This is a genomic window from Stenotrophomonas sp. JAG2 (assembly GCF_041080745.1).
GTDB lineage: Bacteria > Pseudomonadota > Gammaproteobacteria > Xanthomonadales > Xanthomonadaceae > Stenotrophomonas > Stenotrophomonas maltophilia_AA.
Map to the genome: position 1 here is coordinate 86,152 of NZ_JBEUMH010000013.1, position 24,601 is coordinate 110,752.

22 protein-coding genes and 1 rRNA gene are annotated in these 24,601 nt (G+C 66.2%); 6 read left to right on the plus strand and 17 right to left on the minus strand.

The annotated features are described in order from the left end of the window. Nucleotides 1–67: 67 nt before the first annotated feature. The 4 genes from cyoE to AB9O74_RS15965 are packed head-to-tail and all read right to left on the minus strand — an operon-like array spanning nucleotide 68 to nucleotide 3,523. Nucleotides 68–958, minus strand: coding sequence for a heme o synthase (gene cyoE, locus AB9O74_RS15950; RefSeq protein WP_346479754.1), 891 nt, complete (start codon nucleotides 956–958; stop codon nucleotides 68–70). A gap of 4 nt (nucleotides 959–962) precedes the next feature. Beyond that, a complete protein-coding gene (locus tag AB9O74_RS15955) occupies nucleotides 963–2,174 on the minus strand; it encodes a COX15/CtaA family protein (protein ID WP_346479755.1) in 1,212 nt (403 codons plus the stop codon). 11 nt (nucleotides 2,175–2,185) lie between these two features. Continuing rightward, nucleotides 2,186–2,761, minus strand: coding sequence for a hypothetical protein (locus AB9O74_RS15960; RefSeq protein WP_176990542.1), 576 nt, complete (start codon nucleotides 2,759–2,761; stop codon nucleotides 2,186–2,188). A 27-nt stretch (nucleotides 2,762–2,788) separates the two neighbouring features. Continuing rightward, a complete protein-coding gene (locus tag AB9O74_RS15965; RefSeq protein ID WP_369349912.1) occupies nucleotides 2,789–3,523 on the minus strand; it encodes an SURF1 family protein in 735 nt (244 codons plus the stop codon). A gap of 57 nt (nucleotides 3,524–3,580) precedes the next feature. On the opposite strand from AB9O74_RS15965, the gene AB9O74_RS15970 reads away from it, so the two are divergent. Continuing rightward, nucleotides 3,581–3,799, plus strand: coding sequence for a twin transmembrane helix small protein (locus tag AB9O74_RS15970; protein ID WP_019185993.1), 219 nt, complete (start codon nucleotides 3,581–3,583; stop codon nucleotides 3,797–3,799). A 40-nt stretch (nucleotides 3,800–3,839) separates the two neighbouring features. Here AB9O74_RS15970 and AB9O74_RS15975 read toward each other — a convergent pair whose 3' ends face one another. From AB9O74_RS15975 to AB9O74_RS16000, 6 genes are all read right to left on the minus strand, one after another. After that, nucleotides 3,840–4,715 carry a cytochrome c oxidase subunit 3 gene (locus AB9O74_RS15975; protein WP_176990544.1) on the minus strand — a complete coding sequence of 292 codons (876 nt, stop codon included), beginning with the start codon at nucleotides 4,713–4,715 and terminating at the stop codon, nucleotides 3,840–3,842. 20 nt (nucleotides 4,716–4,735) lie between these two features. Then, nucleotides 4,736–5,326: a cytochrome c oxidase assembly protein gene (locus AB9O74_RS15980; RefSeq protein WP_176990545.1), complete on the minus strand. Its 591-nt coding sequence runs from the start codon at nucleotides 5,324–5,326 to the stop codon at nucleotides 4,736–4,738. Further along, complete coding sequence (locus AB9O74_RS15985) at nucleotides 5,323–5,457, minus strand: hypothetical protein (protein WP_257018790.1); 135 nt, start codon at nucleotides 5,455–5,457, stop codon at nucleotides 5,323–5,325. The genes AB9O74_RS15980 and AB9O74_RS15985 overlap by 4 nt, the downstream gene beginning before the upstream one ends. An 8-nt stretch (nucleotides 5,458–5,465) precedes the next feature. Further along, complete coding sequence (gene ctaD / locus AB9O74_RS15990) at nucleotides 5,466–7,076, minus strand: cytochrome c oxidase subunit I (protein ID WP_019185997.1); 1,611 nt, start codon at nucleotides 7,074–7,076, stop codon at nucleotides 5,466–5,468. A gap of 64 nt (nucleotides 7,077–7,140) precedes the next feature. After that, complete coding sequence (gene coxB, locus AB9O74_RS15995; RefSeq protein ID WP_241696605.1) at nucleotides 7,141–8,001, minus strand: cytochrome c oxidase subunit II; 861 nt, start codon at nucleotides 7,999–8,001, stop codon at nucleotides 7,141–7,143. Nucleotides 8,002–8,087: 86 nt separating this feature from the next. Then, complete coding sequence (locus tag AB9O74_RS16000) at nucleotides 8,088–8,564, minus strand: DUF2244 domain-containing protein (protein WP_121042248.1); 477 nt, start codon at nucleotides 8,562–8,564, stop codon at nucleotides 8,088–8,090. A gap of 276 nt (nucleotides 8,565–8,840) precedes the next feature. Here AB9O74_RS16000 and putA point away from each other — a divergent pair, with 276 nt between their 5' ends. Further along, complete coding sequence (putA, locus tag AB9O74_RS16005; RefSeq protein WP_369349913.1) at nucleotides 8,841–12,080, plus strand: bifunctional proline dehydrogenase/L-glutamate gamma-semialdehyde dehydrogenase PutA; 3,240 nt, start codon at nucleotides 8,841–8,843, stop codon at nucleotides 12,078–12,080. Between the two features lie 57 nt (nucleotides 12,081–12,137). Here the strand turns inward: putA and AB9O74_RS16010 are convergent, their stop codons facing one another. After that, a complete protein-coding gene (locus tag AB9O74_RS16010; protein WP_369349914.1) occupies nucleotides 12,138–12,782 on the minus strand; it encodes a hypothetical protein in 645 nt (214 codons plus the stop codon). A 114-nt stretch (nucleotides 12,783–12,896) separates the two neighbouring features. Beyond that, the gene (locus tag AB9O74_RS16015) at nucleotides 12,897–13,415 is read right to left on the minus strand and encodes a 4-oxalocrotonate tautomerase family protein (protein WP_369349915.1); all 519 of its coding nucleotides are present in this window, start codon (nucleotides 13,413–13,415) and stop codon (nucleotides 12,897–12,899) included. A 35-nt stretch (nucleotides 13,416–13,450) separates the two neighbouring features. On the opposite strand from AB9O74_RS16015, the gene AB9O74_RS16020 reads away from it, so the two are divergent. After that, nucleotides 13,451–14,410, plus strand: coding sequence for a GlxA family transcriptional regulator (locus AB9O74_RS16020; RefSeq protein ID WP_369349916.1), 960 nt, complete (start codon nucleotides 13,451–13,453; stop codon nucleotides 14,408–14,410). 87 nt (nucleotides 14,411–14,497) lie between these two features. On the opposite strand, the gene AB9O74_RS16025 is transcribed toward AB9O74_RS16020, so the two are convergent. Continuing rightward, the gene (locus tag AB9O74_RS16025) at nucleotides 14,498–15,841 is read right to left on the minus strand and encodes an outer membrane protein transport protein (RefSeq protein WP_346479762.1); all 1,344 of its coding nucleotides are present in this window, start codon (nucleotides 15,839–15,841) and stop codon (nucleotides 14,498–14,500) included. 226 nt (nucleotides 15,842–16,067) lie between these two features. Between AB9O74_RS16025 and AB9O74_RS16030 the strand changes: the two genes are divergently transcribed. Next, nucleotides 16,068–16,760, plus strand: coding sequence for a rhomboid family intramembrane serine protease (locus AB9O74_RS16030; protein ID WP_176990552.1), 693 nt, complete (start codon nucleotides 16,068–16,070; stop codon nucleotides 16,758–16,760). A 156-nt stretch (nucleotides 16,761–16,916) separates the two neighbouring features. On the opposite strand, the gene AB9O74_RS16035 is transcribed toward AB9O74_RS16030, so the two are convergent. Next, on the minus strand, nucleotides 16,917–18,443 hold the full coding sequence (locus AB9O74_RS16035; protein WP_369349917.1) for a S41 family peptidase: 1,527 nt from the start codon (nucleotides 18,441–18,443) through the stop codon (nucleotides 16,917–16,919). Nucleotides 18,444–18,569: 126 nt separating this feature from the next. Continuing rightward, complete coding sequence (locus AB9O74_RS16040) at nucleotides 18,570–19,802, minus strand: murein hydrolase activator EnvC (RefSeq protein WP_369349922.1); 1,233 nt, start codon at nucleotides 19,800–19,802, stop codon at nucleotides 18,570–18,572. A 190-nt stretch (nucleotides 19,803–19,992) separates the two neighbouring features. On the opposite strand from AB9O74_RS16040, the gene AB9O74_RS16045 reads away from it, so the two are divergent. Together AB9O74_RS16045 and AB9O74_RS16050 are read left to right on the plus strand one after the other, a co-directional pair. Continuing rightward, nucleotides 19,993–20,655, plus strand: coding sequence for a hypothetical protein (locus AB9O74_RS16045; RefSeq protein WP_354275204.1), 663 nt, complete (start codon nucleotides 19,993–19,995; stop codon nucleotides 20,653–20,655). A 54-nt stretch (nucleotides 20,656–20,709) separates the two neighbouring features. After that, the gene (locus AB9O74_RS16050) at nucleotides 20,710–22,440 is read left to right on the plus strand and encodes a M28 family metallopeptidase (protein ID WP_369349918.1); all 1,731 of its coding nucleotides are present in this window, start codon (nucleotides 20,710–20,712) and stop codon (nucleotides 22,438–22,440) included. Between the two features lie 406 nt (nucleotides 22,441–22,846). Here AB9O74_RS16050 and AB9O74_RS16055 read toward each other — a convergent pair whose 3' ends face one another. Together AB9O74_RS16055 and rrf are read right to left on the minus strand one after the other, a co-directional pair. Then, nucleotides 22,847–23,629 carry a hypothetical protein gene (locus tag AB9O74_RS16055; protein ID WP_369349919.1) on the minus strand — a complete coding sequence of 261 codons (783 nt, stop codon included), beginning with the start codon at nucleotides 23,627–23,629 and terminating at the stop codon, nucleotides 22,847–22,849. Between the two features lie 698 nt (nucleotides 23,630–24,327). Continuing rightward, nucleotides 24,328–24,442: ribosomal RNA gene (gene rrf, locus AB9O74_RS16060) — 5S ribosomal RNA — on the minus strand. Nucleotides 24,443–24,601 lie beyond the last annotated feature (159 nt).

The window sequence follows — 24,601 nt, forward strand, 5'->3', positions numbered from 1 at the left end:
TCCTGTTCGGTCATGAAAGCAATGGCGACGCTTGCGGGAAATTCAATGTGTCGCAGCGCACCCGCCCCTACAACCAGGGCAGCATCCAGTGGTCCACCATCAGGAAGGCGAACAACGCCATCAGGTAGACGATGGAGTAGCCGAACATCTTCATCGAGAACAGTTCGTCCGGCGGGTTGAGCATGCGCCAGGCGTACCAGAGGAAGACCGCGTTGAGCACGATCGCGCCGCCAAGGTAGAACATGCCGCTCATGCCGAACACGACCGGCAGGATGCTGACGATGGCCAGTGCGATCGAATAGACCATGATCGACTTGCGGGTATACGCCACGCCATGGGTCACCGGCAGCATCGGGATCTCCGCCTTGGCGTAATCCTCGCGGCGGAAGATCGCCAGCGCCCAGAAGTGCGGCGGGGTCCAGATGAAGATGATCAGCACCAGCAGCGACGCGTAGGCCCAGTCCCACGGGCCCTGCATGCCGGTGATCGCGGCCCACCCCAGCATCGGCGGGGTGGCGCCGGCGAGGCCGCCGATGACGATGTTCTGCGAAGTCGCGCGCTTGAGGTACACGGTGTAGATCACCGCGTAACCGATCAGCGAGGCGAAGGTGAGCACCGCAGTGATGACGTTGACCCAGACCACCAGGATCGTCATCGACAGCACGATCAGCAGGCCGGCGAAGACCAGTACCTGCCATGGCTTGACCTTGCCCACCACCAGCGGGCGCCACGAGGTACGCGCCATCTGCGCATCGATGCGCGCGTCCAGCAGCTGGTTGATCGCCGCGGCGGCCGAGGCGGCCAGCCAGATGCCGAGGAAGCCGAGGGCGCCGTCCAGCGCCTGCTGCGCGGTGGGCACGCCGGGGATGGCCAGGAACATGCCCACCAGCGCGGTGAACACGATCAGGGCGACGACCTTGGGCTTGGTCAGATCCCAGTACTGACGGTAACTGGCCATGCCGTCAGCCTGCCTGCACGGCAGGGGACGCAGCGCTGGCCTTGCCACCATCCGCATCCGGCGCACGCAGGCGCGCCAGCAGCGTCACCAGTACGAACAACAGCGCCACGGCGCCACCGCTGTGCGCGACGGCCACTTCCAGCGGCACCGCCAGCTTCACGTTGAGGATGCCCAGGGTGATCTGCAGCACTACCAGCAGGCCCAATGCGCTCGCCCAGCCGCGCATGCTCGGCAGGCGGAACAGGCGCACGGAGAGCCACAGCAGGTAGACGGCCACCACGATCGCCATCAAGCGGTGCGCCATCTGGATCGCGATGCGCGACGCGCCATCGAGCACGCCCCCTTCGTAATCCACGCCGATGCCGCGCCACAGGGTGAAGCCTTCCTTGAAGTCATGCGGCGGCCACCACTGGCTGACGCAGCGCGGGAAGTTGTCCAGCGAGGCGCTGCCGCCACCGCAGGCGAGTGCGGCGTAGTTGGCGCTGACCCAGCCGCCGAGGGCGATCTGCGCGACCAGCACGGCCACGCCGGCGCGGATCAGCCATTTCAGCTTCGGCGCTTCGGCCAGGGTGATCGGCATGTGCGTGGCGCGCCACGCCATCCACACCAGCAGGCCGAACATCAGCATGCCGCCGAGCAGATGGCCCATCACCACGATCGGCTTGAGCAGCCAGGTGACCGTCCACATGCCGAGCAGCGCCTGGAAGATCACCACCGCCAGCGTCAACAAGGCCGCGCGGGCCAGGTCGATGTTTGTCCATCGCAGTGCGGCGATCAGCAGGATCGCCTCGCCGATGATCGCCAGGATGCTCGCCGGAACGTGCATCCCCATCATGTACAGCGGTATGCCGGTCGCCACCAGTACACAGGCGGTGATCACCGCGGTGCTGCCCCAGCGACGACGGCGCGTGGCCAGCAACGCCAGGGTGAGGATCTCGATGCCGAGTGCGCCGGCCAGGAAACGGTGAACCTGCTCGCGCCACGCCTTGTGCGTCTCCAGCGGGCGGATCTTGGCGGCCTCGTGGCCGATGACGTCCGCGGCGTGCTGCGGCCAGGTGACGCGGCCATAGCAGGTCGGCCAGTCCGGGCAGCTCAGGCCCGCATCGGACAGACGCACGAACGAACCGAACATGATCGTGCTGGCGGTCATGATCAGCGCAAACCACGCCAGACGGTGGAAATTGCGGTGCAGCACCGGGCGTGCGGAGAGGCTCATCTAAACGGAACTCACTTCAGTTTCAGCAGCGTGGCCAGGTCTTTGCGCAGACCGGCCATATCGAATCCCGGCGCGTACCGCATGATCACGAATCCATTGGGATCGATCACATACACAGGCGTGCCGGCGGCGTCATCCACGGCGGGCAAAGCGGCACGCAGGTCCGGTTGGGCGCGCAGCGCGCGCAGTGCGGGCATGCCCTGGACCTCGGCCGGCGGCGTGCCCAGCCACAGGATCTCGACATTATCGGCGTTATGGCCGAACAGCTGCCACACCTTGCCCAATCCCTGCGACAAAGTGACGCACTCGCTGGTACAGCTGGCAGACGGGGCAACGAGGATCCGCCAGGTGCGATCGTTCGGGTTCCACGGGTACGGCTGACCATCGGCCAGGGTGGGCGGCAGCGCGCGCAGATCGGCCGGCGGCTGCAGCAGCGCCCCGGTATTGCGGTGCGAGGTCGGCTGCCAGCCGGAGAAGCGCAGCACGCCCGCCAGCGCCATGGCGCCGAAGAACACGCCGAACAACGCGATCAGGGTCCAGCGGCCGCGTGAACGGGACGGCAGCCGTGCCGGGGAAGTGGCATTCATGGGCGGCATTTTCTCATGTTGAGCCGGTCAGCGCCGGGGAGTGCCACGCCGGCGGCGATGGCGACGGAATTCCAGGACCAGCGCGACCACCAGCACGGTCAACGCCAGCCCGAACCATTGCACGGCGTAGCCGAGATGGCGACTGGGCGGCAGGGTATTGGGCAGCAGCTCCAGATCGCGCGCGTAACCACCAGGCAGCGCCGGATCCAGCCGCAGCACGCGCACCGCCAGGCTGCCCGGCGGCAGCGACAGCGCGCGGGCCATGTCATCGGGTGGCATCCGGCTGGCCAGCCACACGCCCGCCTGCGGTACCGGCGACAGCGCCGGCCCCAGGGCCAGGCCGGTGGCCGGGGGTGGCGCCAGCAGGCCGCTGATGGCCGTGTGGCCGGTACGCGGGGTGATCGACGGCACCACCCGATCAGGCGGCATCGGCAGCCAGCCGAGATCGACCAGCACCTGTGCGCCGTCATCACTCTGGAACGGCTGATAGACCTTGATCCCGGCGCGGCCTTCGCGGGTCTGGTTGTCGAGCAGGATCGTGCCGGGCAGGAAGCGACCGCGATCCTCCACCCAGCGCAGCCGCGGCGGTGCGGTCTGGGCCTGGCGCAGCGTGAGCGACTGCGCGCGCGCGGGCACCTGCTGGGCCAGCAACACCTCTTTCTCATGCATGCGCTGCAGTTGCCAGCGGCCCAGCTGGCAGAACGCGAGGATGACGAGCACCGCGGCGATCCAGCCCATCAGGCGTGTGTGCTTGCGCATCATGACAATGCCGGCAAAACGCGGTGATATAGACACACCCGCCACGCCATCGAGCCGCGCATGAATGATTCGTTGAAGACCCTGCTGGTAATCGCGTTTCTGATCGTCATCGTCTGGAATCTGGGCGCCGGGCTGTATTACCTGCTGGTCGATCGCGGCCAGACCAAGCGCACCGTCAATGCCCTCACCCGCCGCATCGCGGTGTCGGTGGCGCTGATCGTGCTGGTGGTCATCGGCATCTACAGCGGTTGGATCAAGCCCCACGGCATCGGCGGCTGAGGCCGCACCGGCGTCGATGCGGCAGGACGTCGCGCCGACGCTACAGCACGTAGACGAACAGGAACAGCATCAGCCACACCACGTCGACGAAGTGCCAGTACCACGCGGCCGCTTCGAAGCCGAAGTGGTTGTCGCGGGTGAAATGCCCTTTCGACGAGCGCAGCCACATCACCGCCAGCATGATCGTGCCGAGCAGCACGTGCACGCCGTGGAAGCCGGTGAGCATGAAGAAGGTCGAGCCGTAGATGCCCGAGCCCAGGGTGAGGTTGAGTTCCTTGTAGGCGTGGATGTACTCCTCCGCCTGCAGGGTGAGGAAGCCCACGCCGAGCAGCACGGTGATGCCCAGCCAGACCAGCAGCTGGCGGCGGTGCCCGGCCTTGAGCGCGTGATGCGCGATGGTCAGGGTGACGCCGGAGGTGAGCAGGATCAGCGTGTTGATCAGCGGCAGGCCCCAGGCCGGGATGGTCTGGAAGTGTCCGCCGATCGCACCGGGGCCATTGGTCGGCCATGCCGCCGAATAGCCGTCCCACAACAACTCGTTGGTCATCACCCCGTCGCCCGCACCGCCCAGCCACGGCAGGCCCAGGTTGCGGGTGTAGAACAGCGCGCCGAAGAACGCGCCGAAGAACATCACTTCCGAGAAGATGAACCACACCATCCCCATCCGGAACGAGCCGTCCACCTGGCGGTTGTAGCTGCCGGCCTGCGATTCGCGCACCACGTCGCTGAACCACCAGAACAGGGTCAGCACCAGCATCGCGATACCGGCGTAGAAGGTCCACTTGCCCCAGCCCGAATCGTTGAGCCAGCTGGCCACGCCGACCATTGTCACCATCATCGCGATGGAACCGATGAACGGCCATTTGCTGTGCGTGGGCACGAAGTACACGTTCGCATCGGGGCTTTGCTGGGCCATGGTCTTGGGTCCGGTCCGGATCAGGGAGCTGCACGCGCGCCGGTCGGCAGGCTGGCCGGGGCCAGCTCCGCGGACAAGGCGTCGTTCTTGTAGAAGGTGTAGGACAGGGTGATCGTGGTGATGTTGGCCGGCAGGTCGGGATCGACGATGAAGCGCACCGGCATGTCGCGTTTCTCACCGGCCTGCAGGGTCTGCGCGGTGAAGCAGAAGCACTCGGTCTTGCTGAAGTAGCCCGACGCCTTGGCCGGCGCCACCGAGGGCACCGCGCTGCCGACCAGCGCGCGGTCGCTGTCATTGCGCGCGAAGTACAGCGCTTCGTTGAGCTCGCCGGGCACCACGTCCATGGTCAGCTGCTCGGGATGGAAGGCCCAGGGCAGCTTGGAATTCACCCCGCCATCGAACTCGACCCGCACCGTGCGCTTGCCGGTGGTCGCCGCCGTGGACGCAGCGGCGCCGGGGCCCCGTTCCAGGCGCACGCCGAACACCTTTTCGCAGGCGATGCGGTACAGCGGCACCAGCGAGAAGGTCAGCACGAACACCGCCAGCGCCACCCCGATCAGGCGGGGCAGGCCCGCGTGACGTGCGGGGGCGGCCGGGCGCGGATCGCTCATCGCCCGATCACCCCGCTGAGGATGAAGCCGGCATAGACCATCACCGCGACGATGCCGACCGCCCACGCGGTGCGATGCGCACGACGGCGCTGCAGGGCCTGCTCATCCGGAGTACGCGTTGTGCTGGTCACGAGCGGCCTCAATGGGTGATGTCGTCATGGGCCAGATCACCCGGACGGATGGTCGGCGGTGTGGTGAAGGTGTGCGCCGGTGCGGGCGAGGGAATCGTCCACTCCAGGCCACGTGCGCCTTCCCAGCAGCGGTCGGCGGCCTTCGCGCCGTGGCGCAGCGAGTGCCACAGGATCGCGGCCATCATGAAGGGCGTGACGAACATGCCGAACGCACCGATCGAGCTGATCAGGTTCCAGTCGGCGAAGGCCACGCTGTAATCGGGGATGCGTCGCGGCATGCCGGCCAGGCCGAGGAAATGCTGCGGGAAGAACAGCAGGTTCACGAACACGATAGACCACCAGAAATGCACCTTGGCCCAGGTTTCGCTGTACATGCGCCCGGTCCACTTCGGCCACCAGTAGTACACCGCGGCGATCAACCCGAACACCGCGCCGGTGACCAGCACGTAGTGGAAGTGCGCGACCACGAAATAGGTGTCGTGGTACTGGAAGTCGGCTACCACGATCGCCAGCATCAGGCCGGAGAAGCCACCGATGGTGAACAGGATCACGAACGCCACCGCCCACAGCATCGGCGCTTCGAAGGTGAGCGAGCCGCGCCACATGGTGCTGACCCAGTTGAACACCTTCACCCCGGTCGGGATGGAGATGAGCATGGTGGCGAACATGAAGTAGATCTCGCCGCCCAGCGGCATGCCCACGGTGAACATGTGGTGGGCCCAGACGATGAAGGACAGGAAGGCGATCGCGGCGATCGCGTAGACCATGGCCTGGTAACCGAACAGCGGCTTGCGGCTGAAGGTCGGGATGATCTCGCTGACCACGCCGAACGCCGGCAGGATCATGATGTAGACCTCCGGGTGCCCGAAGAACCAGAAGATGTGCTGGTACATCACCGGGTCACCGCCACCGGCAGCATTGAAGAAGCTGGTCCCGAAGAACTTGTCGGTGAGCAGCATCGTCACCGCACCGGCGAGCACCGGCATCACCGCGATCAGCAGGAACGCGGTGATCAGCCAGGCCCAGCAGAAGATCGGCATCTTCAGCAGGTCGATCCCGGGGGCGCGCATGTTGAGCACGGTGGCGATGATGTTGATCGCCCCCATGATCGAGCTGATGCCGGCCACGTGGATGGCGAACACGCTGAAGGCCACGTTGTAGCCACCCTGCAGCGACAGCGGCGGGTACAGCGTCCAGCCACCGGCGGGGGCGCCGCCCGGCAGGAACAGGGTCAGCAGCAGCAGGCTGAAGGCCACCGGCAGCAGCCAGAACGACCAGTTGTTCATGCGCGGCAGGGCCATGTCCGGCGCGCCGATCTGCAGCGGGATCATCCAGTTGGCCAGGCCGACGAAGGCCGGCATCACGCCACCGAAGATCATCACCAGCGCATGCACGGTGGTCATCTGGTTGAAGAACTCGGGCTTGACGAACTGCAGGCCCGGTTGCGCCAGTTCAGCGCGGATGATCACGCTCATCGCCGCGCCGATGATGAACATGATGAAGCTGAAAAGCAGGTAGAGCGTGCCGATGTCCTTGTGGTTGGTCGAGAAGAACCAACGCTCGAAGAACCCCTGCTGATGCCCGTGATGCCCGTCGTGGTCAACTGCGGAATGCGCCATCGCAACTACACCTCACTGTATCCGGTGGTACCCGCATCCGCCGGCTGGCGGACGCGGCTCGATTTCAGGCGTTGCTGTCTGTTGCTGCAGCGGCCGGCTCGCTGGCCGGTGCCGGGGTGGCCTCGGCCGGGGCGGCCGGCGCAGGGGCCGGAGCCGCCTCGGGTGCGGGTGCCGGGGCAGGCTTCTTCGAGGCCAGCCACTTCTGGTAGTCCTCCTTGGAGACCGCCTCGACCACGATCGGCATGAAGCCATGGTCCTTGCCGCACAGCTCGGCGCACTGGCCGCGGTACACGCCGACCTGCTCGATGTTGGTCCAGGCCTCGTTGATGAAGCCGGGGATCGCATCCTGCTTCCAGCCCAGCGCCGGCACCCACCACGCGTGGATGACGTCGTCGGAGGTGATCACGAAGCGCACCTTGGTATCGACCGGCAGCACCAGGCGGTTGTCGACATCCAGCAGATAGTGCGGATGGCTGTCGCGGGTCGGCACGACGCCACTCTGGCGCACGCGGTCGGACTCACGGTCCAGGCGGCTGGTGAAGCTGACGTTCTCGCCGAGGTATTCGTACTTCCACATCCACTGATAGCCGGTGACCTTGACGGTCATTTCCGAATCGCGGGTGTCGTAGAACTTGATCAGGTTGGCCGTGGCCGGCCATGCCATCACCACCAGGATGATCACCGGGATCACGGTCCAGATGACCTCGGCCTTCGTGTTGTGGCTGAAGGTGGCGGCGACCGCGCCCTTGGATTTGCGGAACTTGAAGATCGCGTAGAACAGCGCGCCGAACACCAGCACACCGATCACGGTACAGACCCACAGCGAGAACAGGTTGGACTCCCACGCCAACCGCGAGCTCTGGGTCACCCCCTTGCCCATGTTCAACTGCCACGGTTTGGGGTCGGCCGCCTGGGCCCACGCCATGGCCGGCGCCAGCAGCGCGACCCCGCTCAACACTGTCTTCCCGAACGTCCTGCCCCACTTTCTGCATTGCTTCATTGCCTAGACCCTTAGCGTCGTCGGTTGCGGCCGTCATTGGCCGCGAGCAAGCCTTCTAGTTTCTGAGCCAGTACCTGGCGTTCGGCCGGTGCGAGGAAACTCCCCACGTCCACCTGCCTACCGCTGGATGCCAGCCGGACTCTGCGTTCATCGGCGATCAGCCTCACCCAGTGCGGGTGGGCGCTGAACACCGGCGAATGCCCGGGTGCGGGAATCACTTCCACGCACGCCGGCACTACCCGGATCTCTTCCTGCCGTTCTCCACTGCGCCACACCGTGCGCAGCGCCACTGCCAGCAACACGCTGTACAGCAGAGCAAACACGGGGGCGAATACGTTGCCGGTGAACCAGCCCAGGCCGGCCGCCAGCCACATCACCCCCGCCAACACCACAAACAACAGGACGAACTGCCGGGCATCGAGCGCCCGTGGGGGACGCAGCCGCAGTTGCGTCCCTGATCCGTCCGGAGCGATGAGCACCTCGATCATGTCGCAACCGCGTTTTTCCTGCCGCGGGAAACGTCTCGATGGTAGCCCTGCTCTCCAGCGAGTAGCAAGGGTCCATTCACAGTTTCAGGAATGGTGCAATACAGCATCGACTGCGGCGGCCGTTTTGACGAAAACAGCACAATAAATGGCAGGCGGGTCGAATCCGCCGAATCCCCCTGTATGAAAGGCTATGCGCTGGATGCGGACTGCCACGGAAAGCACTTGACTCGCCCAAAAAACGATTAAAATGGTCAAGTTCTCCACGAGCCGACCGGCATGACTGCATCCTCTGTCCTTCCCCCTGCCCCGGCATCGTCCGGCGCCGCCCGCCCGCCGCTGCTGTCCCCCGAGCTGCCGGCCGTTCCCAATGCGTTCCGCCAGGCGATCACCGATGCCTGGTTGAAGGACGAGGCCACCCATGTGCGCGAGCTGCTCGAGCAGGCACGCCTGCCGGCCGCCGAGCAGGCCAAGGTGCAGGCCACTGCCGCCGACCTGGTCAAGCGCGTGCGCGTGCGTGCCCAGGACCAGGGCGCGATCGAAGCCTTCATGCGCCAGTACGACCTGGGCAGCGAGGAAGGCGTGCTGCTGATGTGCGTGGCCGAAGCCCTGCTGCGCATTCCGGACCAGGACACCGCCGACAAGCTGATCCGCGACAAGCTCGGTGATGCCGACTGGAAGAAGCACATGGGCGGCAGCGACTCGGTGCTGGTCAACGCCTCCACCTGGGGCCTGATGCTGACCGGCCGCCTGGTCCAGATCAACGACTCCACCCGCGCCGACGTGCCGGGCGCGTTCAAGCGCCTGATCGGCCGCGTGGGTGAGCCGGTGATCCGCCTGGCCGTGCGCCAGGCGATGAAGATCATGGGCCACCAGTTCGTCATGGGTCGCACCATCGACGAAGCGCTGTCGCGCTCGCACAAGGGCGACAACGCCAGCTACCGCTATTCGTTCGACATGCTCGGCGAAGGTGCGCTGACCATGAAGGATGCCAAGCGTTACCTGGAAGACTACCGTCGCGCGATCCACTCGATCGGTGGCGACCACAAGGCCCGCGGCGGCCGTCCGGATGGCGACGTCAATTCGGCCCCGGGCATCTCGATCAAGCTCTCCGCGCTGTACCCGCGCTACGAGCACGCCAAGCGCGCACGCGTCATGGCCGACCTGGTCCCGGGCGTGCTCGAACTGGCGCAGCTGGCCAAGTCCTATGGCATCGGCTGCACCGTCGACGCCGAAGAAACCGACCGCCTGGAGCTGTCGCTGGACATCATCGAAGCGGTCGTCAGCGATGCCTCGCTGGCCGGTTGGGAAGGCTTCGGTGTGGTCGTGCAGTCGTACCAGAAGCGCACCCCGTACACGATCGATTACCTGGCCGACCTGGCCCGCCGCATCGGTCGTCGCCTGCAGGTCCGCCTGGTCAAGGGCGCGTACTGGGATGCGGAAATCAAGCGTGCACAGATCGAGGGCCTGCCGGCCTATCCGGTGTTCACCCGCAAGCAGAACACCGACGTGTCCTACCTGGCCTGTGCCAAGCGTCTGTTCACGCACAGCGATGCGATCTACCCGATGTTCGCCACGCACAACGCGCACACCATCGCAGCGGTGCAGGCGATCGCCAAGGGCGGCCAGTACGAGCACCAGAAGCTGCACGGCATGGGCGATGACCTGTACGCCGAAGTGGTGCCGGCCGACCGTCTGAACGTGCCGTGCCGCGTGTACGCGCCGGTCGGTTCGCATGAAGACCTGCTGCCGTACCTGGTGCGTCGTCTGCTTGAGAACGGCGCCAATTCCAGCTTCGTCAACCGCATCACCGACGACAACGTGGCCATCGACGACCTGATCCGCGATCCGGTCGAAGTGGTCTCCTCGTTCGCGTCCATCCCGCACCCGAAAATCCCGCTGCCGGTCGATCTGCTGCGCAGCCAGAACCATGACAGGAAGAACTCCATGGGCGTCAATCTCGCCAACGACAACGATCTGCGCGCTCTGGCCGAGCAGCTCAACGCCGCCGTGCCCGCGCCGGGCAAGAGCGGGTGGCACGCCGCGCCGCTGGTGCCGGGTGCCAACCCGACCGGCGCGCTGTTGAACGTGACCAACCCGGCCGACACCCGCCAGGTCGTCGGCCAGTGGCAGCCGGCCGACAGCGCCACCGTCGAGAAGGCGCTGGCCAATGCCGTGGCCGCGCAGCCCGCCTGGAACCGTACCCCGGCCGCCAGCCGCGCCGCGATCCTGGAGCACGCGGCCGACCAGCTGGAAGCGCGCCTGCCCGAATTCATGGCCCTGTGCGTCAAGGAAGCCGGCAAGAGCCTGCCCGACGGCATCGCCGAAGTGCGCGAAGCGGTCGACTTCCTGCGCTACTACGCCAAGCAGGCACGCGAGCAGTTCGGGCATGCCGAAAAGCTGCCGAGCCCGACCGGTGAATCCAACGAACTGCAGCTGCATGGCCGCGGCGTGTTCGTCTGCATCAGCCCGTGGAACTTCCCGCTGGCGATCTTCCTCGGCCAGGTCAGTGCTGCACTGGCGGCCGGCAACAGCGTGCTCGCCAAGCCGGCCGAACAAACCAACCTGATCGGCTATTACGCGGTGAAACTGCTGCTCGACGCCGGCGTACCGGAAGGCGTGCTGCAGTTCCTGCCCGGCGACGGTGCCACTGTCGGTGCGGCCCTGACCTCCGACCCGCGCGTGGCCGGCGTGGCCTTCACCGGCTCGACCGACACCGCCCGTGCGATCAACCGCGCGATGGCCGCCCGCGACGCCGCCATCGGTGTGCTGATCGCCGAAACCGGCGGCCAGAACGCCTTCATCGCCGACTCCTCGGCGCTGCCGGAACAGCTGGTCAAGGATGCGATCGGTTCGGCGTTCACCTCGGCCGGCCAGCGTTGCTCGGCCGCGCGCGTGCTGTTCGTGCAGGACGACATCGCCGACAAGGTGATGACCATGCTGTCCGGTGCGATGGCCGAACTGAAGGTCGGCGACCCGGGCCTGCTGTCCACCGACGTCGGCCCGGTGATCGATGCCGATGCGCTGCAGATCCTCAAGGATCACGCGGTACGCATGGAGAAGGACGCCCGTCTGATCGCCGCTGCCACGCTCGGCGAAGACGCCGCGCACGGCACCTTCTTCGCCCCGCGTGCGTACGAACTGAAGAACCTGGACCAGCTGCACAAGGAAATCTTCGGGCCGGTGCTGCACGTGATCCGCTGGAAGGGTGATCAGCTCGACGCGGTGATCGACCAGATCAACGCGACCGGCTACGGCCTGACCCTGGGCGTGCATTCGCGCATCGATGAAACCGTCGACCGTATTTCCTCGCGCATCAACGTCGGCAACGTGTACGTCAACCGCAACCAGATCGGTGCGGTCGTCGGCGTGCAGCCGTTCGGCGGCCAGGGCCTGTCGGGCACCGGCCCGAAGGCCGGCGGTCCGCACTACCTGCTGCGCTTCGCCACGGAAAAGACCGTCACCGTGAACACCACGGCGGCCGGCGGCAATGCCTCGCTGCTGACTCTGGGCGACTGATTCCCGGCGTCCTGTGTTGAACGAAAAACCCCGCGAAAGCGGGGTTTTTTGTGGGTATTACTCTTCGATCGACTCGATCTCGTCGCGCATCAGCAGCTCGTCGCCCATGTAGCGCTCGAACCGGATGCGCCCGAACCCGGCGGCGTACCACGCCTCGATGCGGCTGTCTTCGAAGGTGGCAGTGACGTGGCAGGTGTCCTTGAAGGTACGCGGCTGGTAGCCGACCTCCGCTTCCACGTCCTCGAAGCCGACGAAGGTGTAGTCGGAGAAGCCGTCATAGTCGATCGGCTCGACGGTGTCTTCGGCATGGTTCGTGCGCTCGCCCTTGCCGTTGACTTCGAAACGATCGCCCGGCTTGGCGTTCGCCGGGAACGTCGGCGCGGGCTTGAACACGTCGGTCATCACCGGCTTGGAACCGTCGCCACCCCAGGCGGACATGCCAAGGCGCTCCTGGCCGAGGAGCTGGCGGCCGCTCGCATCGTAGTAGCTGGCGCTACCGACACCACCGCCGGCACTGTTTACCTTGATCGCATCCTGGCCGGCAAACGTGGCCTTCTCGATGGTGAGCGTTTCATCACTGGTGGACCACGACAGGCCCGGGGTCAACGTAAAACAGGTCGCGAACTCCGGTGCAGCCAGGGCCGGCAGCGAGAGACCGGCCAGGCCAAGGGCGAGCGCGGAGCGCAGAAGCAGAGACGACATATACAGATCCTTGTCAGCAAGCACGGGACGGCAGGGGCGCCGTCCGGGCGGGGATTGTACGTCGTGTTCGATGTCATTCCGGCGTTCTTTCCTCCGCCCGGGTGGCGCGTCGGATCAGGCCGGCGCGGCCTGCGATTGCAGGTGCGCGTAACCGGCGCTGCGCACGAAGTCGCTCACCTGCCAGAGCTGTCCATTGACGGCCCAGTGACCGTCGGCCACGTCGGTCATCACGATCGACCCCAGCAGCACGCGGGTGTCCTCCGACGGCAGGCACCCCGCGATGGCCTCGTGCAGTTGGCGGGCGTAGTCGGCGCGCTGCCGCGCATCCAGCACGCCCTGCGGTATGCGCACCTCGATCTGGCAGGGGATAGCGCGCGCGCCGATGTCCTGGCCGCCGCACAGCCAGTGGCCGGCCGCGATTTCCTGCAGCATCACCCAGCACAGGCGCTGCTGGGCCGGTTCGGGGCCGAGGCCGGTGGCGCGGACAGCCGCGTCGTGCACGGCCTGCAGCAGGCGTTGCCGGGTGGCCGCGTCGAAAGCGTCGGCGGGAACGGTCAGGGTAAGGTTGGGCATGCGCTTCAGGGTGTGGCGGGAGGGACGTCCATTGGAGCCGAACACCGCTCCGGGCAACATCGGCCGATCCGACATCTTTCGTGCACAATCAGCCAATGCATGATTTCACCGTCATCGTCCTGCCCGGTGCGTTCGCCTCCAGCGTCGCGCTGACCCTGGACATCCTCACCACGGCCGCCACGCTGGCGCCGCGGCTGGGCCTGCCGGTCCCGCGCTGGCAGGTCTGCAGCCCGGCCCGGGGCGCTGTCCGCCTGGGGACGCACCTGCAGTTGCGCGCGGAAGCGATGCCGCGCATCGCCGATCCCCAGTCCTGCTGGATCGTGCCCGGGCTCGGCGTCGAGGATCCCGAGGCCATCGCGCAACGCCTGCGCGATCCGGACATCCCGGGTGTGCTGCGGGCGCTGCGCGCGCACGTGGCGGCGGGTGGGCGCGTCGCCGCCTCCTGTGCGTCCGTGTTCCTGCTGCACGACGCCGGGCTGCTTGCCGGGCGCAGCGTGACCACGACCTGGTGGCTTGCGGGCGCACTGCAGCGCCAGGCCCCGGAGTGCCGGGTCGATCCGGACCGCATGGTGATCGATGACACGGAGGTGATCACGGCAGGCGCCGCGCTCGGCCATACCGACCTGATGCTGTACCTGCTGCGGCAGCGCTTTGGTCCGGCCCTGCCCGATGCGGTGGCGCGCGCCCTGCTGCTGGACCGCCGCCAACTGCAATCGCCGTTCATGGTCCCGGCGATGATGGCGCAGGGCAATGCGCTGATCGCCTCGCTCACCGCCCATATCGAAGCCACGCTGCCGGCCACGGTCAGTGTCGGTGCGCTTGCGGCACACGTCGGCATGTCCACGCGCACACTGTCACGGCAGGTCGGCAAGGCCACCGGGCAAGGGCCGCTGCACCTGATCCGCAGCGTGCAGTTGAACCAGGCGCGCGCCCTGCTGGAGAACAGCCGCTACTCGGTGGAGACCGTGGCCGAGCGCGTGGGCTACCGCGATCCCACCGCGCTGCGGCGGCTGATGCGCAAGCGTCTCAACGCGACGCCGCGCCAGCTGCGCTGATCCGCCCGGTACGCGCTGCAGGCAACAAAAAACCCCGCTTTCGCGGGGTTTTCTGCTGCTGCGTTCAACCGATCTGTGACGCGTCGATCAGAACTTGTAGTTGAACGAAGCGGCCAGGACGTCGCCACGGACCTTGTACTTGCCGTTCAGCGAGTTGCCCTGGTTGTTGGTGGTGCCACCGATGATCACGTCCGGATCCTTGGTGAACAGGTGGGTGTAACCGAAGTTGTATTCGGTGTTCGCCGACGGGGTCCAGCCCACGCCCATCGACAGCCACTTGCGGCTGGTGTCCGGCACGCGCACGTCGCGGTGTGCGTTGGTGGTCGGGGTCTGGTCCAGCGCGACACCGCCACGCAGGGTCACGGTATCGCTCAGCTTGAAGTCGGCACCCAGCGAGACGAAGGTCGTATCGCGGTAGCCGAACTCCAGCACCGAATCGGGCTGGCTGGAGGCGTAGTCGATGGTGACCTGGTCAAACGCGGTCGACCAGGCGGTACGGGTGACATCACCCATCACGGTCCAGCGGTCGTTGACGTTGTGGGTGACGCTCAGGGTGGCCGAGGCCGGCAGGGTCAGCGTGGCCTTGCCCGAGGTGCTCACGAAGTTGCCCGGCTGGGCGCGGGCCAGCACGGCGGCAGCGTTCTGCGGCACGTCGAAGGTGGCATCGCCGCCGGTGATCTTGTGCTCGACCTTGGAGCGGTAGCTGATGCCGATGTGGGTGTTCTCATCGGGGCTGAACAAGCCGCCGACGGTCCAGCCCACGGCGTTGTTGTCGCCTTCAACGGTCAGCTTGCCATCGGCGCTGCCCGGGGCGAAGCCCGGAACGCGGGCCTGGGCCAGCGCGGTGCCGAAGTCGATCTGGTTGCTCAGTTCGATGGTCAGGTGCTCGACGAACACGGACGCGCCGAAGGACACGTACGGGTTGACGTCGTAGGACGCGGCGAAGCCCAGGTCGATGGCCTTCATGTCGGTCTTCAGACCGCTGTAACGGCCGACCCAGCCATTGTCGTAGTCGGTCTTGAAGCCGAACGGTGCGGTCAGCGAGACGCCGAAGTGCGCCTGCTCGCCGATCGGCATGTGGAAGTACGCGGCCGGGACCGGGGCGATCATGCCGGCGTCGCCGCCGTCACCGCCGGTCTGCGGCTGGCCGGTCGGCTTGCGGCCGGTGCCCTTGAACTTGGCCGAGAAGCTGATGGCGCTCAGGTCGCCCTGGACCTGCATGCCTTCGAGCTGGCGCATGCCGGCCGGGTTGACGGCCATGATCGAGGCGTCGCCGGCGGCGCTGCCGGAACCGGCGAAGGCGCGGCCGAGGCCCTTGGCGCTGTTTTCCTTCAGCTGGAAGGCGGCAGCGTTGACGTGGCCCACGGCCAGGACACCGGCAATGCCGACGGCCAAGGCGGTGACGCGGGCAAGAGTGGAAGCGGTATGCATTGTTGGTTCTCTCCGGAAAGCGGTGATGTTGGCAACGCGCGCCTGCGCCGCCCCTCCCCTTGATGGGTCAGGACAACGCGCCGGATTCCCCTCCCGACATACGACGCCGTATGCGAGTATACCGAGAGCGGTTAATGAAACAATAACGTGTGTCGCCCTTGTGGCTATTCATGCTGAACGCGACATATCCCCGTCAGCTCGGCCTCCGCGCTAGGCTAGTGCCCGCATGTTCGTGTCGACCCCCTCCCGCAAGAAAGCCGCCTACCGCTGGGCCACCCCCCTGCTGTTCGCCGCGCTGTGGGCGGCCTTCCTGTGGTCGATCTCCCGGCCGGACGATGCCCGCCGCAGCCTGTGGATGGACTGGGGCGCGCTGTCCACCGGCCTGACCCACCCGCTGGACTGGTGGGCGACCCTGCAGGATGGCAGCGTGCTGCGGTTGTTCACCGCGCTGTTCCTGCACGCGGACTGGTCCCACCTGCTGGGCAACCTGGTGTTCCTGCTGATCTTCGGGCTGCCGGCCGAGCGCGTGCTGGGGCCGTGGCGGCTGATGCTGCTGTTCCTGGTGGGCGGGGCGATCTCCAACCTGACCGCGATCTACACGATGGGCAGCCCGGACCAGATCATCATCGGGGCCAGCGGCGCCGTGTCGGCGCTGATCGGCGCCTACCTGGCCCTGTTCCCGGGCGCGCGGCTGGGCGTGGTGATCCCGCTGGGCCTGTTCCTGGAATTCGTCCGCGCCCCGGCCTATCTGCTGATCGGGGTCTGGGCGGCGCTGCAGGTAGTGTTCGCGTATATCGGCCCGACCTTCGGCATGGTGGCCTGGTGGGCGCACATCGCCGGCTTCGTGTTCGGGCTCGGCTACGGCGTGTATGTGCGCGCGGCGATCGCGCGGCGGCTGCGCAAGCGGCACGGGTTCTGAGGGCATGACCGGGAGCGGGTCCGCCGACAGGTCGGCCAACGGGTAGTGCCGGCCGCTGGCCGGCTCCACGCAGCGTTGGATTCGAGCAGAGCCGGCCAGCGGCCGGCACTACCTGGTGGGCTTCATGCGGAGCCGGCCAGCGGCCGGCACTACCGATCAGGGCTTGATCGGTGCCGTCGAGGCCGGGGCTTCCGGCGTGGCCGATGCGGGCGTAGCCGGTGCAGCCGCAGGCTGTTCGGCCGGCTTGGTCTCTGCCGGTTTGGTCTCTGCAGGCTTCGTTTCTGCCGGCTTGACCGTTGCCTCTGCAGGCTTTGCCACCGCTGCCCCTGCCGCTGCCGGCTTGGCCGCCGGCTTCTTCGCCGCCTCGGCCTTCTGCCTGGCCAGCACCGAACCCGGCTGCTTCAACTCGGCCAGCGCATCGTTGATCGGACCATCGCCGGGCAGCACGTCACCGGCCTTGTAACCCTCGGTGCCTTCTTCATCGCCACGCAGGTGGCCCGGAAGGGTGGCTTCGCTGTAATCGGTCAAGCTGGCCGGCAGCTCGTCATCCCCGGCGCGCTTCTCCGGCTGCAGCAGCACGTCCGGGATGATGCCGGTGGCCTGGATGGACTTGCCGCTCGGCGTGAAATACCGCGCGGTGGTGAGTTTCACCGAGTCACCGTTGTCCAGCGGCAGCACGGTCTGCACCGAGCCCTTGCCGAAGGTGCGGCTGCCGACCACGCGGGCACGGCCGTTGTCACGCAGGGCACCGGCCAGCACTTCGGAGGCGCTGGCCGAGCCGGCGTCGGCCAGGACGACGACCGGTGCGCCCTTGAGCAGATCGCCCGGGGTCGCATCGAAGCGTGCATCGCTGATCGAGATGCGGCCACGGGTGCTGACGATGTTGCCCTTCTCGAGCAGATCGTCGGCCACCTGCACGGCAGCGGTGAGCAGGCCACCCGGATTGCTGCGCAGATCCAGCACCAGTCCCTTCAGCTTGCCACCGGCCTGCTGCTGCAGCTGGGCGACATGCTTCTGGAAATCGGCACCGGTGTCGGCCTGGAAGGTGCTCAGGCGGATGTAGCCATACCCGGGTTCAAGCATCTTGCTGCGCACGCTGGTGACGCGGATGGTCTCGCGGGTCACCGTGACATCGAACGGCTTGGGCTTGCCCTCGCGCACCAGGGTCAGCACGACCTTGGTGCCGGCGACGCCACGCAGCGGTTCGGTCGCTTCGATCGCGCTGATCGGCTTGCCGTCGATGGCGATGATCAGATCGCCCGCCAGGATGCCCGCGCGCGTCGCCGGGGTATCGTCGATCGGCGAAATGACTTTCAGGCTGCTGTTGTCGGGCTGCTGCTGCAGCTCCACGCCGATGCCATCGTAGGCGCCGTTGGCCTGCTCATCGAAGGCCTCGGCGTCTTCCTTGTCGAAGTAGGTGCTGTGCGGATCCAGGTCCAGCAGCAGGCCGCGGATCGCGGACTGCATCAGCTTCTTGTCGTCGACCGGATCGACGTAGGCCGCGCGCACCGCGTTGTACACGGCAGCGTAGCGGCGGATTTCTTCCAACGGAACCCGTGAGGTCACCGCTTCTTCCGTGGTGGCCGCATCGGCCCCGCGTGCCGGCGCTTCAGCGGTCTGCTGCGCCCAGGACACCGCGGGCAACAGGGCCAGCAGCAAGGTGGCGGAACGGGCTACGCGCATGAAGCACTCCAGGATGAGCGGGGGACGGTTATCCACGCACCACGGTGCGTCGCCCGATTATGCGCGAAGCGACGATAAATTCCCGTTGAATCCCCTGCACGGCGGCGCGCCCAGGTTGGGCGCGGTTTATCGCCGCTGCAGCCAGCTGCCCGGATCGACCGGCTGCCCATTGCGGCGCAGTTCGAAGTAGAGCGCGGTCACGCCCTGCCCGCCGGAATTGCCGACCTTGGCCACCGCCTCGCCCTTCTTCACCGTGGCGCCGGCATCGCGCAGCAGGGTGTCGTTGTGGGCGTACAGGCTCATGTAGCCGTTGCCATGATCGACGATCAGGATCATGCCGTAGCCGGTCATCCAGTCGGAGAACACCACGGTGCCATCGGCGACGGCGGTGATCGTGCTGCCGGCCGGCGCACCAATCAGTACGCCACTGCTGGTGCGGCCATCGGGCAGCTTGCCGCCATAGCGCGCGAGCAGGTTGCCGGAGAGCGGCCAGCCCAGCCCACCCACCTTCGGCGGCGGCGCGGAGGCGACCGCAGGCGGCGTCTTGGTCGCGCGCGGCGGCGGGCGCGTGCCACTGGCAGCCGCGGCACGATCGGCCTTGTCGGCAGCGGCTTTTTCCGCGGCGGCACGTCGCGCGGCAGCACGGCGTTCGGCCTCCGCCCGGGCAGCGGCGGCACGCAGGTTGGCCAGCAGGGTTTCCAGCGCCTTGGCGTCCTGGCCCAGCGCCTTTTCGCGTTCGCTGCGATCCTTGTAGCGCTCGTCCAGCGTGGCCACCGTCGCCGCCCGTTCGCGGCGATCATCGGCCAGCGTGGCGACCTGCTGCTTCTGCTGCTGCCGGGTCCCTTCCAACGCCTTGCGGCGGTCGACGATCTCCGTCTCCACGCGCTGCAGTTCGGTGAGGTCGGCCGTCAGCGACTGGATGCGCTGCGCACGCTCGCGCTGCAGGTACCGGTGATAGGCCAGGCTGCGGTTGGCATCGGCGACGCGATCCTGCGACAGCAGCAGCTTCAGCGGTGCGTTGTTGCCGATGCGGTACGCCGCGCGCAGCAGCGACGCCAGCTCCGCCCGCTGCTGTTCCAGCCCGGCCTGCAGTGCATCGCGCTTGGCCTGCAGTTCGCTCATGGCGCGGGTTTCGCGTTGCAGCGCGGTTTCGGTCTGGGCCAGGACGCGGCCGGTGCGGGCGACCTTCTCATCGGCTTCGCGCAGCTGGCGCGAGGCCTGTCCGCGCTGACCTTCCAGGTTCCGCCGTTCCTGGGCCACGCCCTTGAGCTCGCTGCGCAGCTTCTGCAGCTTGCGCTCGGCTTCCCTGGAGGACTGGGCGGCGAGCGGGCTGGCGCCCAGCACGGCCACCGCCAGCAGCAGCGCACGCAACGTCGGGGTCAGCCACTGCGAGCGACCGCGTCCGTCGGTCGGATTGTTATCCCGGCGTGAGGAGAAGGCGTTGTGGCGCAAGGGCTTTCCAGTGACTTCAGGCAGATGCGGATTGCAACGATGCATGGTGACATTCCTGCAGGCGGCCTGCCAGCCGCGCTCCACCATCGAGGTTCCCATGAAACGCTCCCTGCTTCCGCTGCTGCTGGTCCTGGCGCTGCCCTGTGCGCCGGCCTTCGCAGGCGACAACATCAGCAAGGTCAACGGCAGCATCTCCGCCGAGGCCGGCCAGAGCTACGGCAATCTGGAGACGGTCAACGGCGGCATCAAGGTCGCCGAAGGCGCCGTCACCGGTCGCATCGAAACGGTCAACGGCGGCATCCGCGTCGCCGATCGCGCGCGGACCGGCGGTATCTCCACGGTCAACGGCAGCGTGCGGGTCGGGCGCGAAGTGATTGCCAGCGGCGGCGTGGACACGGTCAACGGCGGCATCTTCCTGGACCGCGGCAGCCAGATCGACGGGGGTCTGGAGACCGTCAACGGCAGCATCGGGCTGGTCGAGACGCGCGTGGCACGCGGCATCGAGACGGTCAACGGCGACATCACCGTCGGCGTGGGCTCGCAGGTCGAAGGCGGGATCGAGGTCAAGAAACCGAACTTCAACCTGTCGCTGACCCCCGGCCGCAAGCCGCGCGTGATCATCGGGCCGAACGCATCGGTCAGCGGACCGTTGGAGTTCCAACGCGAGGTCACCCTCTACGTCCACCGCACCGCGCGGGTGGGACCGGTCAGTGGTGCCGTGGCCGTGCCGTTCGATACCGACACCGCGCCGCAGGATTGATATTGTGCTCACTGGTGCGCTGCGCACCCGCCTTTCCCGTTCCAGGAACCGATGATGCCCCGCAAACTTCTGTTGTGCCTTGCCGCTGCCGCTGCGTTGACCGCGTGCAAGGGCGAATCCGCGGCGCCTGCCGCCGCGCCCGCCACCGACGCGGCGCCGACCGCGCCCAGCCATGCGTTTTCGTCGGAGATCAACGCCGACGACTTCGCCGAGCTGGTCAAGACCCTGGCCTCGGACGAGTTCGAAGGCCGTTCGCCGGGCAGCAAGGGCGAAGAGCTGACCGTCAACTACATCCGCGACCAGATGCAGCGCATCGGCCTGCAGCCGGGCAATGGCGACAGCTGGTTCCAGGATGTCGCGATGACCGAGACCACGGCCGATGAGTCGACCGTGCTGAAGCTCGACCAGGCCGGCAAGGCCCGCGAGCTGAAGTTCGGCACCGACATGGTGATCGGGACCCGCAGTGGCCAGCCGGAGGTGAAAGTCGAGAACAGTGACCTGGTGTTCGTCGGCTACGGCGTGGACGCGCCCGAGCAGAAGTGGAACGACTATGCCGGCCAGGACTGGAAGGGCAAGACGGTCGTGATGTTCGTCAACGACCCCGGTTTCCACGTCAACGACGGGAAGCTGTTCGACGGCAAGCGCATGACGTACTACGGGCGCTGGACGTACAAGTTCGAGGAAGCCGCACGCAAGGGCGCGGCCGCCGCGCTGATCGTGCACGACACCGCCGGCGCGTCGTACGGCTGGGACGTGGTCAAGAACTCGTGGGCCGGTCCGCAATACGATCTGCCCGCCAAGGATGATCCGGAAGCACGCCTGCCGGCGCAGGGCTGGCTCAGCGCCGATGCCGCCCGCCAGCTGTTCGCCGAGGCCGGCCTGGATCTGGACAAGGCCTACAAGGACGCCAGCAAGCGTGGCTTCAAGCCGGTGCCGTTGAAGGCCAAGGTGTCCTTCGACCTGAAGAGCACCATCGCCGAGAAGAAGTCGCGCAACGTGGTCGGCGTGCTGCCGGGCAGCAAGCGGGCGGACGAAGCGGTGCTGTACATGGCGCACTGGGATCATCTCGGCAAGCACGAGGGTGAGCAGGGCGACAACATCTACAACGGCGCCGTCGACAACGCGACCGGCGTGGCCGGCATCCTGGAAGTCGCCGACGCGATGGTCCACCAGCAGCCGGCACCGGAGCGTTCGGTGGTGTTCCTGGCGGTGACGCTGGAAGAGTCGGGCCTGCTGGGCTCGAAGTACTACGTCAGTCATCCGACCTTCCCGCTCGACAAGATCGCCGGCGTGATCAACATCGATGCGATGTCGGTGGCGGGCCGTGCCAAGGATGTGACCGTGACCGGTTTCGGCAGCTCCGAGCTGGAGGACATCCTCAAGCCGCTGGCCGCGAACCAAGGCCGTACCCTGCACGGCGAGACCGCGGTGCAGAGCGGCTTCTACTTCCGTTCGGATCACTTCAACTTCGCCAAGGCGGGTGTGCCGGCGCTCTATGCGGACGGGGGTGAGGATCTGCGCGACGGCGGTGTCGAGGCTGGCCGCAAGGCCGCCGAGGACTACGGCAGCCACCGTTACCACGGCCCGAAGGACGAGTTCGATCCGGCGACCTGGAAGCTGGATGGCACGGTCGAGGACCTGCAGCTGCTGTACGGGGTTGGCAAGGAGCTGGCTGGCGGCGACCGTTGGCCGAACTGGTACGAAGGCAATCCGTTCAAGGCGGCACGCGATGCGATGATGAAGGGCAAGGGCGCTGAGACGCCGGCCGCGGAGCCTGCGCGCTGAGCGGTCGTTGTTTCTGACGTGATCTCTGTTTCATGAAAACGGCGCCTTTCTAGGCGCCGTTTTTTTGGGCCTTCTCCCATCTGAGGGGAGAAGGCGAATCGGACGTACGCGTGATCGCGATGGACGAGTTTGCGAAAATTAGCTGGGAAGGCTCAGCCAGAGGTAAGTCCCAGCTCTTTGATCTTCCCCCACGGCATGATGGTGACCCCGTCGCATTCGCCTGGAAGGACGCCGTTAGAGTTAGCTTTCGAGACAATCCCATGGCCGTTATTGCCTCTGACCACGGCCGCACGGCTGTCCCCCGGAGCGCAGGCGAGCGCCTCGCCCTCGATACGTATCCAGGTGCTGGCGCAGGGCAACGTTTGACCGGGCCCGCACGCCAAGCCGGGGTTCCAGTCAACGCTGATCACCTTGCCGCAACTCCAGCCGGATCTAACCCCCCGGAAGCAAAGCTCGTGCCCAAGCTCTGCACCCGCCCACATGTACATGATTGAGCGCGTGTTGTAGTCCGAGGTTGAAACGGCATAGACGGACCGAAGGGGGCTGTGCAAAACGAATTGTTGTTTTGAAGCACCGCGCCGCCTTGGATGTACTCGACATTGCGTGACTTGGACATGTTTGGTCTGAGAGTGATTGCAAAGCCCAGAACCCGCTCAAGCTTCTTGACGGTGGTCTGAAGCTCTTCCGCTTTTTCCTCATTTCCTTCGATGTAGATCACCAGCCGATCCTCGCCTGGCCGACCTAGGAACCCGGTAGCGCCAGGTATGGCGCTGTAGAGAAGATCCATGTGTTTATCGAGGATGGCGTAGAACTCTTGCTTGGTGTACTTGTGTCCCGTCTCAAAAACCACCCGGGTCGTGCCACTTTCAGTACGGACGACACGGTCTGCGACGGAGCTTGCACCTTTCAGTTCGACAAGAATGTGTTGGTCGGGGGTATGCTGAAGGGAGATCTCCGTCAACCTGTCTGAGAACTCCTGCCGCAAGTCCTCCATCGATTGCATGATCTCGGTCTGAACGGCAAGCCGTGTGATGGCGTCGTCGACGGACACTTCGGGATTCCGAGTGATGTAACTCTTCACCAGCGTCTGCATTTCCTCGCCCAGATCCGAGTCCGGGTCAGGCACCTGCGCCCAGACGTTGGCGGTCAGGCAAAGAGCGATAGAACAACCTAGAAGCTTCCATTTCATAGGGATCTCCGTGTCCCTGTGGGTTGATCCCAAGCCATTCCAACGGCCAGAGAAAAAGCAGGCTAACAGTCAGAACAAGCAGCTGGAGTGGCAGAGCTCACAACAAGCCAGGTTCTATATGGCGGAGGGACTGTTCACGGAAATGCGTTGCGGTCTCAGCAACGACGTGAATCGCCCCGGCTTCTGTAGACACCCCGAAGCCTCATTTTGATTGCTGCTTTCCAAGCCCTACCGGACACAGCCCGTTGTTCCGCCAGGCGTAGTACCCGCTGGGATGCAGGCCAAACACCTTAGACATGCTTCAAAGGCGGAATTGCTGCTGATGATCGCCTCGATCTTGAACTCCTGCATGTATCGCTTGGTGCTCATAGACACCCCTAGTGCTGCTGTGAATCATGGCTGCAAGGTGGCCAGGAAAGCCGGGGCGATTCAGGCATCGCGACCCACGTTTGGAGGCCACGGGCGCCGCAACGCAAGCTCCGGTTTGCAGTGCGCATACCTCATGCGAGCTCCGTAGCGGCCGGTAGGCTCGTGGGCAAAATCAAGGAGGAGGCCGTCGCCGCGAAGCGGCGGGCGGGCGGGCGGGGGACATTTGCCGAGGGGCCTGCCGGTCGCTACGGGGCCCTCACGCTCGCGGAAGACCCAAGCGAAGAACAAAAAAAACCCCGCTGCGTGAGCAGCGGGGTTTTGGGTGTAAACCCTGGCGATGACCTACTCTCGCATGGCTTAGGCCACACTACCATCGGCGCAGCTGCGTTTCACTTCCGAGTTCGGGATGGGATCGGGTGGTTCCACAGCGCTAATTTCACCAGGGAGACGGTTGGAGCAGCGCATTGCGCCAGCTCAGCAGAGGTCTCTTCCGAGAAACAGATACCTGCAAAAACCAGGTGCCTGCAAAAAAAGAAAACCCCGCTGCGTGAGCAGCGGGGTTTTCGGGGTAAAAACCCTGGCGATGACCTACTCTCGCATGGC